Source organism: uncultured Psychrosphaera sp. (assembly GCF_947500655.1).
Classification (GTDB): Bacteria; Pseudomonadota; Gammaproteobacteria; order Enterobacterales; family Alteromonadaceae; genus Psychrosphaera.
The window spans coordinates 1-18,420 of sequence record NZ_CANMSK010000007.1 but is presented as its reverse complement, the minus strand read 5'-3'; the positions used below and the strand labels follow the sequence as shown (position 1 = coordinate 18,420).

Here is an 18,420-nt window from a genome sequence, read left to right as displayed (position 1 = left end):
GATCATGACTAATTTTTTAGCTCAGTTTTCACAATTTCATTTTTTAAGACCCGATTGGTTTTGGGTCATCATTCCTTTGACTTTATTTTGGTTACTAAAACTCAAATCCGTAAAAACCACACAATGGCACCAAGTTATTCCAGCACATTTAGCTAATGCGATGTTAGGCAGTAATAAAACAAATACAGTGAAACAAAAGATCTTACTTGTACCTTTAATTTGGCTATTAACTATTTTCACACTAGCAGGCCCTACTTGGCAAAAAATAGAAAAACCAGTATTTCAAGTAAAACGGGCTAGTGTCATTTTATTAGATATGTCTATGTCTATGCGTGCTACGGATATCAAGCCTAATCGGTTATCAAAAGCCCGATATAAAGCGATAGATTTAGCCAATGCCATTACCGACGGTGAAGTGGCACTGGTAGCTTATGCTGGTGATGCATTTACTATTTCACCATTAACACCTGACTCTCGCAATATTATTGCGTTAATCCCAAGTTTAAAACCAGAGTTCATGCCTGTCCAAGGTAGTTATCCTCTGGGAGGTTTAAACAATGCAAGTAAATTACTAAAGCAAGCTGGCTATCTAACTGGTGATATATATTGGATCACCGACGGTGTGGAAAAATCTGATATTGCAGATTTGAGAGAATTTGCACAGAAAACGCCTTATCGAATCAATATAATGACCGTTGGTACTCCAGAGGGAGCGCCAATAAAAATGCTAGATAATAGTTTATTAAAAGATCATTTAGGCAGCATAGTGATCCCAAAATTGAATAACCGTGATTTAATGAATTTTAGTAATATTAGTAATGGCGTTTTTGTTAACACCACAGCAACGGATGCCGACATAAAAACTTTATTAGCCGCTAGTGCTAATCGCCCAACAGAACAAGCCGATACAGAAAGTGAGGAAAGCCAAGACAACAACTCATTAACTGGTGATGATTGGCAAGAGTTTGGACCTTATATCTTATTATTTATTTTGCCATTGGTTTTAGTATTTTTTCGTAAAGGTGCAACCATCTTAATGCTGTTAATTTTACCACTTAGTTTTACACCTAAAAAGGCATTAGCGGCAGATGAACAAACAACTGAGCAGTCTCAAAAACAGAATACCTCATCTCCTTCTTGGACAGATTATGCCTTAAAAACAAAAGACCAAGTGGGTGCCGAGCATTTTAATAATGAAGAATATGAACAAGCATTAACGTCTTTTGAAAACACACAATGGAAAGGTTCCTCTGCTTACAAGTCAGGGGATTTTGAAACTGCACTGAGTAACTTTCAACAAGATAATTCAGCACAAGGTTTATATAACCAAGGAAATGCATTAGCTCATTTAGGCAAGTTAGATGAAGCTATTAAAGCGTATGACGAGTCTCTCAAAATTGATCCAAATAATGAAAACGCTATTGCTAACAAAGCCCTTTTAGAGCAAGTGAAACAGCAACAAGAACAGCAAAAACAAGATGGTGATCAGCAAGATCAGGATAGTGAGCAAGACAAAAGTAAAGAAGATAACGAGCAACAAGGCGATCAAGATTCAGAACAAGAGCAAAAAGAAAGTTCAGAGCAGGATAGCTCGAATAAAGATAGCTCAGATCAAAAAAACTCAGACCAAGAAAGTTCAGACTCCGAAAGTTCTCAATCAGAGGAGCAATCAGAACCAAGTGACTCAGAAAATCAAGAAACACCAGAGCAACAATCAGAGCAGCAAGGTGAAACTGAACAAGAAAACAGCGAAGCTTCAAATGAAGGCGAAGGTGAAGAAAGCCAAGATAAAAAGCCAGAAGAACAGATGACATCTGCACAGTTAAAGCAACAAGAAATTGACGAGCAAGAGCAGCAGCAAAAAATTGAGCAATTATTGCGAAAAGTGTCTGATGATCCAGCAATATTATTAAGAAATAAAATGATCTTAGAAAGTAGAAAACGCCAACAAAATTCACGTTTACCAGCAGGAGCAACTAAATCATGGTAGTTCCTTTTCAATCAAAAATAACAAACAAGCTAATGACTATGCTGCAATTAATCAGAGTGCAACTAACAAAAATACAATTAACTAGGACAAAAATGTTCATCCGTTTTTCAGCCATTATCCTACTATTGATATCTTCTGTGGCACAAGCAACAACAGAAGTCACGGTAAGCCTTGATAGGAATCCAGTTCTAGTTAACGAATCATTTGTACTAGAAATAGTGGCTAACGATTCTTTAGATGCTAACGCGTTTGATTTGACACAACTTAGTCAATCAGGATTCGTTGTTGGCCGAACGGCTACAAGTTCACAAACACGAATCATCAACGGCAGTATTTCAAAAACAACTCGTTGGAATGTAGTGTTATTAGCCAGAAAAATAGGCACATTCAATATTCCAGCATTGAGAATAGACAGTGTTTATAGTAAACCTTTGACGGTGTCTGTAGTAAAATCTAATTACTCCACAGCACAAAGTACCCAAACGATATTCGTTAAAAATAGTATTGAACAAGCTGATTTATATTTACAGCAAACCGTTAAATTAGTCACCCGATTATACTTTGCTCCCAATGTAGATTTACAAAGTGGAACCTTGAGTGATCCAATGTTAGATGGTGCGTCTATCAAACAAAATGGTAAGGACAAAGACGCCAGTGAAATAATAATGGGTGTACGTTACCGTGTTATTGAACGTATTTATATGGTTACTCCACAATCTAGCGGTACGTTCACTATAAAATCACCTGCGTTTAATGGTGAGATAGGGACAGGGCAACGTCGCTCTAACTTCAGCAATTTTGGTGGCACTAAACCAGTAACTAGCGTAGGTAATGACATTGAAATCAAAGTGTCATCAATTCCTAAAAAATATTCAGGTTCTTGGTTACCAAGTGATCTTGTGATGCTTAACGAAGAATGGCAACCAAACCAAGATACTTATGAAGTTGGGGAACCAATAACTAGAACATTTACCTTACTAGCTCTAAATGTTAATGAAGAACAGTTACCAGAAATAGTAGGTAAATACCCAGATTCATTTAAAACCTACCCTGATCAATCAGAGTCACATTCTGAAGTACGCCAAAATGCGATTGTATCTCAACGAGTTAGCACTGAAGCGATCGTTGCAACAAAAGCAGGTAAGTTCACTCTACCAGCCGTTTCTATCAATTGGTTTAATACCAAAACAAAACGCCAAGATGTTGCGACTATCCCAGCGAAAAATATCACTATAGTGCCATCAAGTAACCAACAATCGTCAGCACCAATGACAAATTTACAAACGCCAATTTTTGAATCTTCAAACGTTAGTAACGAAACCTGTGAAGCCGCAACTGGGCAAGATAATACTGATGGCACAACACAAAGCACTAGCAATACTCTTCTATCGCCATTGATGTGGATTGGTTGGGTTTTATGGGTATTAACATGTGTAGCTTGGTTTATTACTAATAAACGTTCAGGTAAATCAACAAACCAGATCACTAAACAAAACAAGTCAAATAAAAATTACGACCTAGCTGCATTTAATCAATCAATATTAAAACAAGCTTGTATGAACAGCGAAGCTCACCTTGTACGTGATGAGTTACTTAAATGGGCTAAAGTGGAATTTACCCAACCAGTATTAACCTTAACTGCATTAATTCCATTGGTTAACCCTGAGTTACAGCAACAAATATCTATATTAAATAGCAGTCAATACTCACAACAAAGTACATCATGGTCTGGTAAAGAATTATGGAATGCATTTAAGCTTTTCAATTCTAACTCTAAAACAGTAACACCTGATGACTTACCACCATTGAATGGATAACTTAGCTTCTGTGAATGTAGCTATTGTTAAGATAGCTACTCTGAATTAGCTATCTGTAATAAATCAAGCTGACTGATTAACACACGTTAATCAGTCGGCTTTCTTGCTTAGTCTTTTTGTAAAACTGTATTATTCCTTTTAACTTGGCTTTATAGCGTAATATTAGAGCTTTTACCCAAATAACCATTGACTTTAAATCCAAACAAAAATAAATTGGATTGCATGAAACCTATTAAATTTTTTTTAACATTTACATTAATACACTTTACTCTATTTATGCCATGTGAATAGGAAGGTGGATTTGGTGTGTTAAAAAAACAATTCTAAAGACCTTCCACACGGAAGGTTTTTTTATGCAAGTTAAATGACTAAGGCTAACAAGTGATTGAATTATCCGAATTAAGACAAGACATAAATGAAATAGACAGCGAGTTAATAAACTTATTAGCCAAACGTCGCCGTATTTCTCACTTAGTAGCAGAAACAAAAATAAATCAGAATAAACCCGTTAGAGATATAAAACGAGAAGAACAAATGTTGATTGAATTAATCAACAAAGGTAAATCACTGAGTTTAGATGGCTATTATGTAAAACAAGTATTCCAAACCATTATTGAAGACTCAGTTTTACATCAGCAAGCTCTATTGCAAAAACACGCCAATGCGGCCTCCAGCCAATTACCAATTAACCGTGTGGCTTATTTAGGTAGTCAAGGTTCGTATAGCGACTTGGCAACGCAAAAATACTTCTCTAGACACCAGTCTGAATTAAAGCAACTTGGTTGCACTAGCTTTAATGAAATAATTGATACTGTCGAGCAAGGTAAAGCCGACCACGGTATTTTACCAATAGAGAATACATCATCAGGCAGTATCAATGAAGTTTACGACCTGCTGCAGCATACGAGCTTGTCCATAGTCGGAGAACTGACACATCCGGTAAATCATTGCATGGTAGCGGCGGTTGATACAAAACCAGAAAAAATCAAAAAGTTATTTGCGCATCCACAAGTTTATGCACAATGCAGCAACTACTTAAATCAATTCCATGACGTAGAAATTGAATATTGTGAAGCCTCTTCTGCGGCATTTGAACAAGTTAAAAATGATACAACGGGCGAGCTAGCAGCTTTAGGAAGTGGCGAAGGCGCGAGGCTTTATGGTTTACATGTTATTGCTGAAGCCCTTGCTAATCAAAAAGAAAACTACAGTCGTTTTATTGTATTAGCGCCAAAAGAAGTGTCGGTTTCTACTCAAATTCCAGCAAAAACAACTTGGATAATGTCCACAGAACAAAAACCTGGTGCATTGGTTGATGCTTTAATTGTATTAAAACAACATGATGTAAATATGTGTAAATTGGAGTCTCGTCCAATTACAGGTAATCCTTGGGAAGAAATGTTTTATGTCGATGTACATGCTAACTTACAAGATGAAAATCTTACCAATGCTATCGATGACTTAAGAGAGTTAACGCCTTACTTGAAGGTATTAGGTTGTTACCCTAGTGAAGATGTTCAGGCAGCAAGAGTAAAGATTGATTAAAACTCAGCATTATAAATGCTGTAAAAAAACGAATAAAAAGCAAAAAGGCTTATTATTTAATAAGCCTTTTTAACATCAATTAGCTACATTTAACCATTCATTACCAAAAGTTAGCTTACTTTTCTTTATTATAAGGCTGGCTTTCACAGTAAGGTGTTAATTCATCTAATCGGCTTTGGATATCTCGGACAAATGCCACTTTTCTGTTTCTAACCTCTGGGTGATATAAAGCATCTTTATAATCGTCAACACTGACAATTTCCATATGAGTTTTTATTTTTTTAAATAATTTTGGAAATCGTTGTCCTGGCACTTGGACATGATGTAAACCACCGCTGTAAACAAATAAAATATCACCGGTTTTTATCTGTTCAATAATATCGGCAACGCCTGCTCTGACCGACATAGGCTTACCGTGTTTATCAAAACCGTCATGTCTACGCATTCGCCCTTCTGGCAAAATAGCCACAATTGATTCTTCATTTATTTGTTCTAAAAAGTTATTCCATGATGCATCACGCTTACGACTAATTGGTACAACACCAGGCACTAGAGCATGAAAAAACATACCGACCAATGGTCTTTTTGTTGTAACGTCGGCAACGGGAACCATCATGTTGCGCGCAATACGCCATAAAAAAGAAAATGGGGCTAAGCGAACAAACAAAGCTTCATACAAACTAGTATGATTTAACAATACAACTAATTTCACGTCATCTAATTGTTTTATGTTTTTGTCACTTAACCACTTAACTTCAAATCGATAAAAGATAACGGTTAGTACTTTAATAATACACATAACAAGAAAACTGAATATTTGGGCAAAACGATTAGCTCGCATTAACCTACCTTTAAATTTTATTGTGAAATTTGAGCGGCGTATTTAAACTTACTCAGCTTTTTTTTGCAAATGGAGAATGGGGCCTTTTGAATTTTTGAGTTTATTTTTGCAGCGAATTGTTTGGTATTTAGACAAGTCAGTACATGTGAAGTGTAGTTGTTCTACATAAATCATGTGATGACGCAGTATTAATTCCAAACAAACGCTGTCCGAAGGATTCAATCAACCATTTTACTTTTTGTTACCTACACGCCTGTGGGTAAGGTACATAAGCAGTACGCCTTAAATTGAACAAAATTCATACTTAAAAGTTCAACAGGCCCTATCTAAATATGCATCTTTACCTTCTGCTAAATATTGTTTCAATGCTTTTTCTGGAGCCTTAGGCAAGTCGACACTTAACAATAAACCGGGGGTATCGTTAAAGCTTTTATCTATACCAACGCAATAAAAACGTGCCCCCATCCTTTGATAATGCTTCATTAAAACGGGCACATCTTTACCATCTGGTTCAATTCCCATAATTAGTGAAGATAAGCTCGACGATGAAGAAACGCTTTTATTTCCATGTTCAGACTGAATAAAGTCAATCAACTCTGGATTGTCTTTATGTTCAAAAGCTACCTTTGCCACTACTTTTTCACTTGGTGTCGTTGCCAGTTTATTTATGCAATGAACACTCAATGGTGTGTATAACTTACTCAATGACACAGTGCCATATAATGTTCGATACTGTGGGTTTCTGACTACAAATTCACCTATTCCTCGCCATAATAAAAATAAACCGTAAAAGGTTTTTTGATGTTCTGGCACTAAAAACGAACGTCCCATTTCTAAACACGGCTGCTGCTGATTAATAAACTCCGGCGCGAAATCAAACATCTTAGCTAAATACAGTTTGTTGATATCGCCATCTTTTAATAACACGTCTGATTGCCCCATACGGTAAGCACCAATGATTTCACCGTCAGTTTGGTTATAAATAAACAGGTGTAAATAGGTATCATCAAATTCATCGGTATCGCACTCTTCACCAGAGCCTTCGTCGTATTGACGAAATACTATTTCGCGTAATCGAGTGATCTCTTTTACAACTAAAGGCATTTGCTCTCGTTTACCGTAATAGACAGAAAACGTTTTATAATCCACTAAATGCTGAGCTTCAGGTAACAAGTCTATTTCTAATTTAAGTTTGGTTTTATCTACCTGGGGCATTATTTCAGCCATTACTGTTTCTGCTATCGGTGATATTACTTTGTCTAGATTCACCTCGTTATTATCATGCCAAGATTGCTTGTAGTTTGGATCTAACAAGTAAGTCTGTACTCGTAAGTATTCATTCAAATGTGAAACATGTTCGAACTTAGTCAGTAATTTACTGGGTAATACATTACCCACATGTAAGTTTATCGGCTTACCTTTATGTTTAAGCATTTCTCTAAATAACATAATGAGTTTAAAACGATAATAAATACGCCCTAAGGTAATAAATAACTGGCTATTATGGCCTTCAATAAAAATAGGTAATACTGGAGATTTTGTCGATTTTGCTAAATTAGCAGGAAGTCTATTCCAAACATCATCGCAAATACGTTGTTTTTCAGGTCGGTAGTAACTGACTTTTCCTGCTGGGAAAATAAGTAAAACACCACCTGAATTTAAGTGTTGTTTACATTCTCTTAGTGCTTTACCGTTTCTGGGATCATTTGATGACAACGGATTGATAAATATAAAATATTCACTGATTTCAGTGAACATAGACAAAGCATTATTGGCTAACACTTTTACATCCGGCCTTACTTCTTTTAATTTTTGAGCAAGTCCGACCCCTTCCACGCAACCAAAAGGATGATTTGCCACCACAATTAAACTTCCTTGATTGGGTACTTTTTCAGCTAAATTATCGGAAACAGAAATATTTATTTCCAAAGTATCAAAAAATCGTTGAGAAAATTCAGCGGTAGATGTTCCAGATAATTGTCCATCATCATAAAATTTGTTTACTTTATGTACCCCCATAACTCTATCAATTATAGGCACAAGTCTTTTAAACAAAGGGCTCTTAGGTTTTAAAATACTGCCTAAGCTAATGTGAGATTTTATTTTTGTCATTTTACCTTGGGTATAAGCTATTCTAGATATCTGTCTAATTTAACGTTTGAATTAACTTATGGGAAATTTTTTTCGACCTACTCGGGTCTCTTTAAGCATGAAAACAAAACAAATGAAATATGAAGCATTGGTTAGAGCATATAGCGATGACTTATATCGCTATGGTGTTTGGCTGTGCCGGGATCCGCACGTTGCTGAGGATTTAGTACAAGAAACATTTTTGCGCGCTTGGCGTTCTTTAGAGTCTTTAAAGGATCAAGGTGCTGCAAAAGCGTGGTTAATAACTATTTTGCGCAGAGAGAATGCTCGTCGGTTTGAACGAAAGCAATTTGATCTTGTTGATATTGAAGATACTTTTGTACCAGATACCATTTCAGTTGGATCTGAGCAAGAAGTTGAAAATCATTTATTACGACGCAAGATCACCGAACTTGAGCCTGAATATAGAGAACCTCTGATGTTACAAGTAATTGGTGGTTTTTCAGGTGAAGAGATATCGGGCATTCTTGAATTAAATAAAAATACGGTTATGACTCGACTATTCAGAGCAAGAAATCAATTGAAAGAAGCACTAGAAGCAAAAGAACAATACAGGGGGATCGAAAATGGATGATTTAACTTTTCGAAAACGCATTTATGCCAATCCACATGATAACGCTCAAGATATTATTGATGCCTGTAATGATGATAAGGCAAAAGCAAAATTCAAATGTGAAATGAAGAAATTTGATGCAAAACTAAATAGTGCTTTGAATATAAAAGTGCCTGATAACTTAGCTGAACGAATTCTATTATCACAATCAATGGACACTCAAAAAAGTCCAAAAAAACATACTAAAGTCTATTTAGCGCTTGCGGCCTCTATCCTATTTTGTGTTGGAATCGTCTCGACGAGAATGGGCTTAGGAAATAGCTTTGACACGGTTGGTGAATATGCTCTAGCTCATAACGCTGCAGAAATAGTCCATTCACACGATGATAATCATTATAGCCTCCAACAACTTAATACTAAGTTGTCTGGTTATGGTGCCCAATTCATAAACGCATTTCCAAAAGTATCGTTTGCAGGCACTTGTTATTTTGGCCGGATAAAAAGCTTACATATGGTCATACAAGGTGACAAATACCCAGTGACTATTTTTCTTATCCCTAAAGAATCAGGATTAGAGCAAACGCCATACTTCTCTGATCAAAATTATAATGGTGAATCCATTGAAGTGAATGATAATCAACTATTAATTATTACTCACAAAGATGATCCAAATAAAAGTTGGGCAAAAGAATTAAGCCAATCGTTTCAATGGACAACGTTTTAATTCCTACTGTTAGTTAATTTTTAACACACCCTAATGTATTGATTAACATTAGGGTGTATTATTTTACAACAAAACAATTTTTTAGAAATCACCATCGATTTTAACCCTCCTATTAGATATATATTTTAATATGGGAGTGAGGAATACTATATGGATAGTTTTGATAAACATATTTTATCGCTATTACAACAAAACAGCTCTCTTTCGTTAGCTGAGATTTCTGAGCATGTTGGTTTAAGCCAAACCCCTTGCTGGCGACGTATTCAACATTTAGAAAAAACTGGCGTTATTCGTAAACGTGTTGCTTTACTCGACTCTAAGCAACTAAATGTCGGTTTAACTGTCTTTGTTAATTTAAAAACCAATCAGCATAATCCTGAATGGGTAGATTCTGTTAATCATTTTGCCAGCGGCTCACCTGAAGTAACTGAGTTTTATCGTATGAGTGGTGATACGGACTATTTGTTAAAAGTGCTAGTGCCTGACATGGCAGCTTACGATCAGTTTTACAAAAAACTAATCAGCCAAGCTGGTTTCTCTGATGTAAGCTCAAGCTTTGCAATGGAACAAATGAAATATTCGACAGAAATTCCATTAACTCATTGTTAAATCTACTTGAATATAAAAACACGAAAAATTTAACCACTTAATTAATAATATGTAGTTAAATTTTTCACCCACATCAATTCTAATTTATATTACGCAAAATAATTCCCTAAAAAATCAACATAATCTCTCTATCGAATTCTTTAGGTAATAAACATGTTAGAACGCTATTTTTCAACTTTCCGTAAACACATTATCGGCCAAGATTTATCACATAATATTAATGGCATTGCACAAAAAATAATTTATGCCGATTGGACTGCCAGTGGTCGTTTATACCAGCCTATTGAAGATTTTTTAACAAATCAGTTAGGTCCTTATGTCGCTAACACTCATACCGAAACAAATTTAACCGGTAGTACCATGACACAGGCCTATCATGATGCTCAACAGATCATTAAGAAACACGTCAATGCAGATAATAATGACGCTTTGATCTGTTCAGGTTCAGGTATGACAACCGTTATTAACAAGTTACAACGGATGTTGGGGTTACGAGTACCAGAACAATTTCATAAGCAATGTGACCTATCAGAAGAACTTAAACCTGTCGTTTTTATCACTCACATGGAACACCACTCAAACCAAACAACTTGGAATGCCTGTAATGTTACTGTTGTAGTTATAAAAAAAGGCCCCAACGGCAAACCTTGCGAAGATGATTTAAAACAACGCTTAGCCGAATATGCAACTAGACCAATGAAAATTGGCTCTTTTACAGCTTGCAGTAATGTGACAGGTATAAAAACAGACTATCACGCGTTAGCCAAAATAATGCATCAGCATGGTGGTATTTGTTTTGTCGATTTTGCTTGCTCAGCACCTTATGTCGACATTGATATGCATCCGGAAGATCCTGAAAAAAAATTAGATGCCATCTTCTTTTCTCCGCATAAATTTTTAGGCGGTCCTGGTAGCTCTGGTGTCTTGATTTTTGATAAAACCTTATATGTGAATAAAGTGCCCGATCAACCCGGAGGCGGTACAGTAAGTTGGACTAACCCTTGGGGTGAACAAGGCTTCTTTGATGATATAGAAACTCGTGAAGATGGTGGTACACCAGGTTTTCTACAAACCATTAAAGTTGGCTTAGCGATAAAACTAAAAGAAAAAATGGGCACCGAGAATATCCAAGGCAGAGAAAGTGAACTGACTAATATATTGATGTCAGGGATAAATAGAATTCCTGGTGTTGAGATCCTAGAAAAAGATATTAAAGAACGTTTATGCATAGTGTCTTTTTATGCCCCAAGCTTACATTACAATTTGATAGTCCGATTGCTCAACGATAAATTCGGCATTCAATCACGTGGGGGCTGTAGCTGCGCTGGAACATATGGGCATATATTGCTTAATGTCAGCAAAGGTATGTCAGGTTCAATTACTAATAAAATTGATAATGGTGACTTAACGGATAAACCGGGTTGGGTAAGATTGTCTTTGCACCCAACAACAACAAACGCCGAAGCACAGTACGTTGTGGACTCACTGAAACAAGTTATCGACAATGCGCAACAGTGGGCGAGCGAGTATCAATTTGATTTACTGTCAGGCGATTACAAGCCAAACTCACAAACCACACGTTTTGTTACCTTGGCTGACTTTGACCCTATGCAAGAAAGTAATGTAGGAAATTTAGGATCTGAGTTATCTGTAGTTGGAACAGCAAGTACTTGGTGGAAAAGATTAATTAGCTAGTTATTTATTGAAGTAAAAAACTTATCTTTAGTGTGTAAGAGAGTTAACTATTGTGCCAATTAACAACAAAAAAAGGAGCCTAAGCTCCTTTTTTATTATCAGTTAATAAATTAAAGAATTTCTAATAATTCAACATCAAATACTAATGTTTGGAATGGACCGATTGCACCACCAGCACCCTGCTCACCATAAGCTAATTCATATGGAATAGCTAAACGCCATTTTGAACCAACAGGCATAAGTTGTAATGCTTCAGTCCAACCAGCGATAACGCCACTAATTGGGAATTCAGCAGGTTGACCACGTTCATATGAACTATCAAAAACAGTGCCGTCGATTAATGTACCGTGGTAATGCGTTTTTACAGTACTAGCTGCAGTTGGTTTTTCGCCTTCACCAGCTGTTAATATTTCGTACTGTAAACCAGATTCAGTTACCGTTACTTCAGCACGTTTCGCATTTTCATCTAAGAATTTTTGACCTTCTGCAGATGCTAATTTTGCTTTTTCAGCACCTTCAGCTTGCATTCTTTCATTGATAACACCAAATGCTGCACGTAGATCTTCAACGTCTACTGCATACTCAGTTCCGTTTAGCGCATCCGTTACACCTTGTGCAACTGCGTTTGCGTCTAAACCTTCGAAAGGGTTGCTGGCGACTTGGTCACCGATTTGACGGCCAATACCGTAACTAGCTTGTTGTTCAACAGTAGTAAACTGAGACATAAATACTCACTCTTCATTTTGATGGGATAATAAAATAAGGCAGCGATATTAACATAGATAAAATTAGATTTGGCGGCTTTTATTAGGCTCTGTTAACGTTTCTAGTATTCAGAAACAAAAAACAGGAGCAAAAGCTCCTGTTGTTATAATTGGCTTAACAATAGCTAAAACTAACTTTCGCCTTCAAACAGATTATATAAAATACGTTTTACATTTTCAGTTTCGAATGGTTTATCACACATAGCATTAACACCTGACTGCTCGATATTGGATAAATGCGCTTCATTAGACTCTGAACTTACCATTAATACTGGAATGTGAGATTGCTCACTTTTATTACGAATATATTCAGTCAATTCTTTACCGTTAACTTCTGGCATATTGTAGTCTGTCACCACAAGATCGAATGTATTCTCTTTAATGATCTCTATCGCCTCAGAACCATCCGTTGCTTCGGTTATGCGCTCAATGCCTAAGCTACGTAAAACACGAGATACAAAGTTACGTGCCATTTTACTGTCATCTACAACGAGCACTCTAATTTCATGCACATCAAAACTTTCTAAATCGAGTTCACTTTCACTTAATAAGTCTAATGTGGAGTGAATAGCTTTAGCTAAATGATCATGAGTAAAAGGCTTAGGTAGTATAGCTACAACACCTGATTGTCTAAACTCTTCCAATTGCTCTTTTCTATGCTCACTAGAAACTAACATAAAAGGAACATCTTCAGTCATAGGATCATTTTTTAACGATTTAACTAGGTCTAATGCCGTTCCATCAGTGAAGTGCATTGCACTTGCTACTAAATCTGGTGCGGACAACTTAATAGATGCAATAGCACTTTCAACACTATCTGCTATTTTAATGTGGGTAACATTTTCACTGTTAAGTAGATTTATTATAATTTTTTGTTGCGTGGTAGAAGGTTCTACTAACAAGATGGCTAAATCTGCCGGCGTCAATTCTGACATATAGATATTCTCTTTTTTATAAACTGACTAACCGCCAGCTAATTTACAAACGTATCCTAATGATTCAAGCACACTTTTCACTTTTTCGCGATCATCACCTTGAATTTCTATGGTATTTTCTTTTACAGCACCACCAGTTCCACATTTCTTTTTAATCTTTTGAGCCATTTGTTTAAATTCATTTGTCGGTAAAACTATTCCTTCAATAACAATCACGCCCTTTCCTTTACGACCTTTAGTCTGACGTGTGAGTTTGATAACTCCGTCTTTAAATCCCTCGCCTAATGTAGTTGGAGCCTCAGGTTTGTTATCAATCTTACCGCCATCGGTAGAGTAAACTAAGGTACTCAATTTATCTTGCCAATTAGACATAACTTAATTCTTATTTTCTATCAATAATGCCCAAACTTACCAAACAGTAAAACATTTTTCTAGAATATCTGTTAAATAACTATAATTAAACTGGATTTTTTATCGATCGGGCATTAATCTTTGATTGGATTAATAAATCCAATATGAAATATTTTGTATTGAACATTTTATTTTTCAATAAACCTAGGAGATATTTAATGAGCTTAAAAACCTCTACGTCTGCGGACGGACAAACAGTGACAATAGAAGTTAAAGGTAAATTCGACTTTAATTTTGTACAAGACTTCAGAAGTGCTTATTCCGCGATAGAAGGAAGTATAGACACTATTATTGTTGACCTACGTGAAACTGAATATATGGATAGTTCTGCATTAGGTATGTTACTTAACATGCAAAAAACATTATCTGGCCGAGTAAACAATATTAAAATATCAAACTGTAAACCTCAGATTAAAAAAATTCTGCAGATATCACGTTTTGATAAAAAGTTTGATATCGATTAATCTTGAACCCTGCATTCAAAGTTCTAATTGTTGACGACTTAGAACTAAACCGGCACTTACTACAGCATATGTTAAAGCATGATGGCTTTGACGTTGTGCTTGCCAACAATGGCCTAGAAGCCCTTGATGTTTATAAAAAAGAGAAACCCGATCTGGTTCTTCTAGACGTTGTTATGCCTTATTTAGATGGCTATGAAACAGCGCCTCTGCTAAAAGAGCTCGCTGGTGAAGTCTATTTACCAGTTATATTTATTACCGCTTTAGAAGATCAAGATAGCTTAACACGCTGTCTAGATGTTGGCGGTGATGACTTTCTTAGCAAACCCTTTGAACGTGTGATCCTGCATGCAAAAATCAAAGCTCATGCTCGAATTAGAGATTTAAGCCAAAAAGCTTTCGAACAAAAAAAACAACTCGACTTTTATCGCCTTAAAACTGAACGCGAACATGAAATAGTTGAGCATATTTTTCAACGAGCATTTGAAGGTAATTACAAAGCGCCTCACTTGTTAGATTTCCACCTTTCTCCTGCATCTATGTTTAACGGTGACATTATGTTGGTCGAGTTAGGGCCGACAGGAAATCTTTACATAATGATGGGCGATTTCACCGGTCATGGTCTTGCTGCTGCAGTTGGTACTCTACCGGTTTCAAGTAGTTTTTACTCCATGGTGCAAAAGGGATTATCGGTTGGTGATATAGCAATACAAATTAATGATATTTTATTAAAGCTACTTCCTGACGATATGTTTTGCGCCGCCAGCATTATTGAGCTAAATAACATGGGTAAAAGCCTGTCAGTATGGACAGGTGGTACGCCTGACATGTACCTAATTGACAATCAAAATGATCAATTTACAACTATTGAATCTCAACATATGGCACTTGGTATATTAGAGCAAGATGAATTTGATGCAGCATCGATGAACTACTCAGTAGCTAAACAAGAGCAACTCATTGTATTTACTGATGGCTTAGTAGAAATAATGGATGAAAATGGTGAAATGTTTGGCTATGAGCGTTTAACTGAATTGTTAAAACAGCCTCATTACCAAGAAATCCCCAACATCATTGATGAATTAAACTACTTCTCGGGTGGCGTTGAGCAAGATGATGATATTTCAATATTGTCTTTACGTTGTGATGAAGTTAACTCTAATTTAGATCAAAACCAGTATAGTTACTCGAAATTGCCCCACTCATTTTCATTAACTGTCGATGCCGAAGCGATTAGAACATCCGATCCTGTATTAGAGGTCATTGATATGGTCACATTGATGAAAGGTGCGGAAGAACACAGATCCACGTTATATTTATTGTTATCTGAAGCTTACAACAATGCACTTGAACATGGTTTATTAGAGTTATCCTCGAGCATTAAAGACTCCGACGATGGTTTTATTGATTATTATGCACAAAGAGATGATTTATTAAATAAGTTAACCTCTGGTCATATAACCATTGAAGTTAATTATGTTCCTGAACAAACTTCACTTTATTTTACTGTAACTGACAGTGGCGCAGGCTTTAATGTCGATGCAAAAAAATCAGAGCTAGATAATGAAGATGCCCATGGTAGAGGCTTTATTTTACTGCAAGAGATTGCATCTTCTGTTGAATATAATGCGATTGGTAATCAAGTAAAAGTAGGTTATCAATTAAACGTGAGTTAAACACAAGTATACTTTTCTAAAGTACACACTCTATTGAAGATACTAAAATCCACTACAATAATTAGACAACAATACAATCAATGGCAATTCGATTTAATATCGTATATCCCTCCATTCCCCCCCTTCCTGATGCCTTTTCTTTATAAAAAGCCAATATTATCTAGCTTTTAGTCAATTGTATTTTTATTTTAGTAAAATCAAAATAAAGTATTTACATCTGTATTTAATAACAATAGCATTAGGGACGTTTAGATGGCTAAAGGTGTTAAATTGAAATTATCCGAATCACTTTATAATGAATTAACCGATTGGTGCTTACAAAAGCAACCTGAACTTAGGTTAGAGTTCTCTGTTCCTGTATTAGGCGAAGGTGGGACTTGTTCTCTATTTGGTGAACTAGACCCAGTTCCGTTTAATTTATCACAAACGTTATCACAGGCCCAATTAGCTTTGTTACCTATGTTGCAGAATGTAACCGATTGGGTATTACACAATACTAATGTTGACTGGTTTGGTATTTACTTAAAAAGAACCAATAATGAAGGTGACACCGTACTCACTAAAATGAGTTATTTTGGTGTTCCAAGTCGTGCTGAATTTCCTTTATCAGAAGAATTTTCCACCCTAAGTAACAATTCTTATGTTGGACTTTATGGCGAAAAGCGCACAATAAATAATGTGGAACAATATCGCCAAGCTGGCGGAGAATATTATACCTGTGATCCAAAAGTAAAAAGTGAATTATGCTGGCCTATTATTTCTAATAAAAATAATACAAGCTCTGATCCACAAGAGAAAATACTTGGTATCATAGACGCAGAATGTTTTGAGAATGACCGTTTTGATGAAAAAACGCAGGCAATATTTGAAGCCGCCTGCCAATTTCTATCTGAAAAATTAACCCACTAATAGTGAAGAGACAACTCATGTTTAATCAATTACAGCCAGTACCTACCGATCCGATCTTAGGCCTAATGACGGAATATAAAGCCGATACAAATCCTAAAAAAGTCGATTTAAGTGTTGGCGTTTATAAAAATGAAGTAGGTAATACTCCAGTTTTAGCGGCAGTAAAAAAAGCGGAAGAGTACAGATTTAACAACGAACAATCTAAAGCTTATTTAGGTATGGCTGGTGATGTTAAATTTAATGAGTTGATGACTAACTTACTATTTGGTGAAAGTGACGCGGTAAATTCAGGTCGAGTAAAGACGGCTCAAACGCCTGGTGGTACTGGCGCATTACGAGTTGCAGCTGAGTTTATAGCTCGTTGTAACCCAAGTGCTAAAATCTGGGTAACAGATCCTACATGGGCAAATCACATCAGTATTTTTAACGCTGCCGGTTTGCAAGTTGAAAAATTCCCATATTTTGATTTTGAAACTATGGGCCTTAAATTTGACCAAACCATTGAAGTGTTAAATAAAGTACCAAGTGGCGATATCGTATTACTGCACGCTTGTTGTCATAACCCAAGTGGTATGGACTTAAATATACAACAATGGCAAACCGTTGCTGATATTGCTAAGAAACAAGGTTTCACTATTTTAGTTGACTCTGCGTACCAAGGTTTTGGTCATGGTCTTAACGAAGATGCTGCAGGTTTACGTTTGTTAGCTTCTCAAGTTGACGAAATGATAGTTTGTTCTTCTTGTTCAAAAAACTTTGGTTTATACCGTGACCGTGTTGGTGCTATCAGCATACTTGGAACAAGTTCTGCAAAAACGGAAGTTGCCTTTAGTGTGATTTTAAATGTTGTTCGTGCTATCTACTCTATGCCGCCGGCACATGGGGCTGACATAGTTGCAACTATTCTAAGCAGCCAAGAGTTAACATCTTTATGGCACACAGAATTAGATGAAATGCGTACTCGTATTAATGGTCTGCGTAGCTTTGTTGTGAATAAATTTAAAGAAAAGAACGTACCTGGAAATTTCGATTTTATTGCCAATCAAAATGGCATGTTCTCATTTTTAGGAATAGATAAAGAATCTATCACAACTCTAAAAACCGATTACAGCATCTATATTGTAGGCTCTAGTCGTGTGAGTATTGCGGGTGTAAATGACAGTAACGCAGATTATCTTGCAGAGTCATTAGCTAAAGTACTTACTAAATAAGTGCTTAAGTAACAGCTATAGTTAATCGCCATAAACAAAGAAGCCGCTAATTAGCTGTCTCTTGATCACAAGTCAGATTCAAGAGACTTTGCTAATTCATAGCCTTCAAGGATGGTTTGTAACTTAAG

Annotated in this window: 16 protein-coding genes; 11 read left to right on the top strand and 5 right to left on the bottom strand. The window is 36.1% G+C overall.

Translation table 11 applies throughout. The features are described 5' to 3' along the window. The first annotated feature begins 4 nt into the window (after positions 1–4). From Q0940_RS07765 to Q0940_RS07755, 3 genes are all read left to right on the top strand, one after another. A complete protein-coding gene (locus tag Q0940_RS07765) occupies positions 5–1,990 on the top strand; it encodes a VWA domain-containing protein (protein WP_299266611.1) in 1,986 nt (661 codons plus the stop codon). Positions 1,991–2,082: 92 nt separating this feature from the next. After that, on the top strand, positions 2,083–3,807 hold the full coding sequence (locus Q0940_RS07760; RefSeq protein ID WP_299266608.1) for a BatD family protein: 1,725 nt from the start codon (positions 2,083–2,085) through the stop codon (positions 3,805–3,807). Positions 3,808–4,191: 384 nt separating this feature from the next. Beyond that, positions 4,192–5,352: a chorismate mutase gene (locus Q0940_RS07755; RefSeq protein ID WP_299266938.1), complete on the top strand. Its 1,161-nt coding sequence runs from the start codon at positions 4,192–4,194 to the stop codon at positions 5,350–5,352. 115 nt (positions 5,353–5,467) lie between these two features. Here Q0940_RS07755 and Q0940_RS07750 read toward each other — a convergent pair whose 3' ends face one another. Together Q0940_RS07750 and Q0940_RS07745 are read right to left on the bottom strand one after the other, a co-directional pair. Next, positions 5,468–6,193 (bottom strand): 1-acyl-sn-glycerol-3-phosphate acyltransferase, encoded by a 726-nt coding sequence (locus tag Q0940_RS07750; RefSeq protein WP_299266605.1) that lies wholly within the window; start codon positions 6,191–6,193, stop codon positions 5,468–5,470. 312 nt (positions 6,194–6,505) lie between these two features. Beyond that, complete coding sequence (locus Q0940_RS07745; protein ID WP_299266602.1) at positions 6,506–8,305, bottom strand: GNAT family N-acyltransferase; 1,800 nt, start codon at positions 8,303–8,305, stop codon at positions 6,506–6,508. Between the two features lie 97 nt (positions 8,306–8,402). Here Q0940_RS07745 and Q0940_RS07740 point away from each other — a divergent pair, with 97 nt between their 5' ends. The 4 genes from Q0940_RS07740 (at position 8,403) to Q0940_RS07725 (ending at position 11,925) form a co-directional block, all read left to right on the top strand. Further along, on the top strand, positions 8,403–8,918 hold the full coding sequence (locus tag Q0940_RS07740) for a sigma-70 family RNA polymerase sigma factor (RefSeq protein WP_299266600.1): 516 nt from the start codon (positions 8,403–8,405) through the stop codon (positions 8,916–8,918). Then, a complete protein-coding gene (locus Q0940_RS07735; RefSeq protein ID WP_299266597.1) occupies positions 8,911–9,621 on the top strand; it encodes a DUF3379 family protein in 711 nt (236 codons plus the stop codon). The genes Q0940_RS07740 and Q0940_RS07735 overlap by 8 nt, the downstream gene beginning before the upstream one ends. A gap of 150 nt (positions 9,622–9,771) precedes the next feature. Further along, a complete protein-coding gene (locus Q0940_RS07730; RefSeq protein WP_299266592.1) occupies positions 9,772–10,230 on the top strand; it encodes an Lrp/AsnC family transcriptional regulator in 459 nt (152 codons plus the stop codon). Positions 10,231–10,383: 153 nt separating this feature from the next. Then, entirely contained in the window at positions 10,384–11,925 is a 1,542-nt protein-coding gene (locus Q0940_RS07725; RefSeq protein ID WP_299266589.1) for an aminotransferase class V-fold PLP-dependent enzyme, read from the top strand. Between the two features lie 110 nt (positions 11,926–12,035). On the opposite strand, the gene Q0940_RS07720 is transcribed toward Q0940_RS07725, so the two are convergent. From Q0940_RS07720 to Q0940_RS07710, 3 genes are all read right to left on the bottom strand, one after another. After that, the gene (locus tag Q0940_RS07720) at positions 12,036–12,650 is read right to left on the bottom strand and encodes an FKBP-type peptidyl-prolyl cis-trans isomerase (protein WP_299266586.1); all 615 of its coding nucleotides are present in this window, start codon (positions 12,648–12,650) and stop codon (positions 12,036–12,038) included. A gap of 170 nt (positions 12,651–12,820) precedes the next feature. Beyond that, positions 12,821–13,624: a response regulator gene (locus tag Q0940_RS07715; protein WP_299266583.1), complete on the bottom strand. Its 804-nt coding sequence runs from the start codon at positions 13,622–13,624 to the stop codon at positions 12,821–12,823. Between the two features lie 27 nt (positions 13,625–13,651). Continuing rightward, complete coding sequence (locus tag Q0940_RS07710) at positions 13,652–13,996, bottom strand: stress response translation initiation inhibitor YciH (RefSeq protein WP_299266580.1); 345 nt, start codon at positions 13,994–13,996, stop codon at positions 13,652–13,654. A gap of 197 nt (positions 13,997–14,193) precedes the next feature. Here Q0940_RS07710 and Q0940_RS07705 point away from each other — a divergent pair, with 197 nt between their 5' ends. The 4 genes from Q0940_RS07705 (at position 14,194) to Q0940_RS07690 (ending at position 18,292) form a co-directional block, all read left to right on the top strand. Continuing rightward, complete coding sequence (locus Q0940_RS07705; protein WP_299266577.1) at positions 14,194–14,499, top strand: STAS domain-containing protein; 306 nt, start codon at positions 14,194–14,196, stop codon at positions 14,497–14,499. Positions 14,500–14,501: 2 nt separating this feature from the next. Then, a complete protein-coding gene (locus tag Q0940_RS07700) occupies positions 14,502–16,172 on the top strand; it encodes a fused response regulator/phosphatase (RefSeq protein WP_299266574.1) in 1,671 nt (556 codons plus the stop codon). A 270-nt stretch (positions 16,173–16,442) separates the two neighbouring features. Next, positions 16,443–17,081, top strand: coding sequence for a GAF domain-containing protein (locus Q0940_RS07695; protein ID WP_299266571.1), 639 nt, complete (start codon positions 16,443–16,445; stop codon positions 17,079–17,081). A gap of 17 nt (positions 17,082–17,098) precedes the next feature. Then, on the top strand, positions 17,099–18,292 hold the full coding sequence (locus tag Q0940_RS07690; protein ID WP_299266568.1) for an amino acid aminotransferase: 1,194 nt from the start codon (positions 17,099–17,101) through the stop codon (positions 18,290–18,292). Positions 18,293–18,420 lie beyond the last annotated feature (128 nt).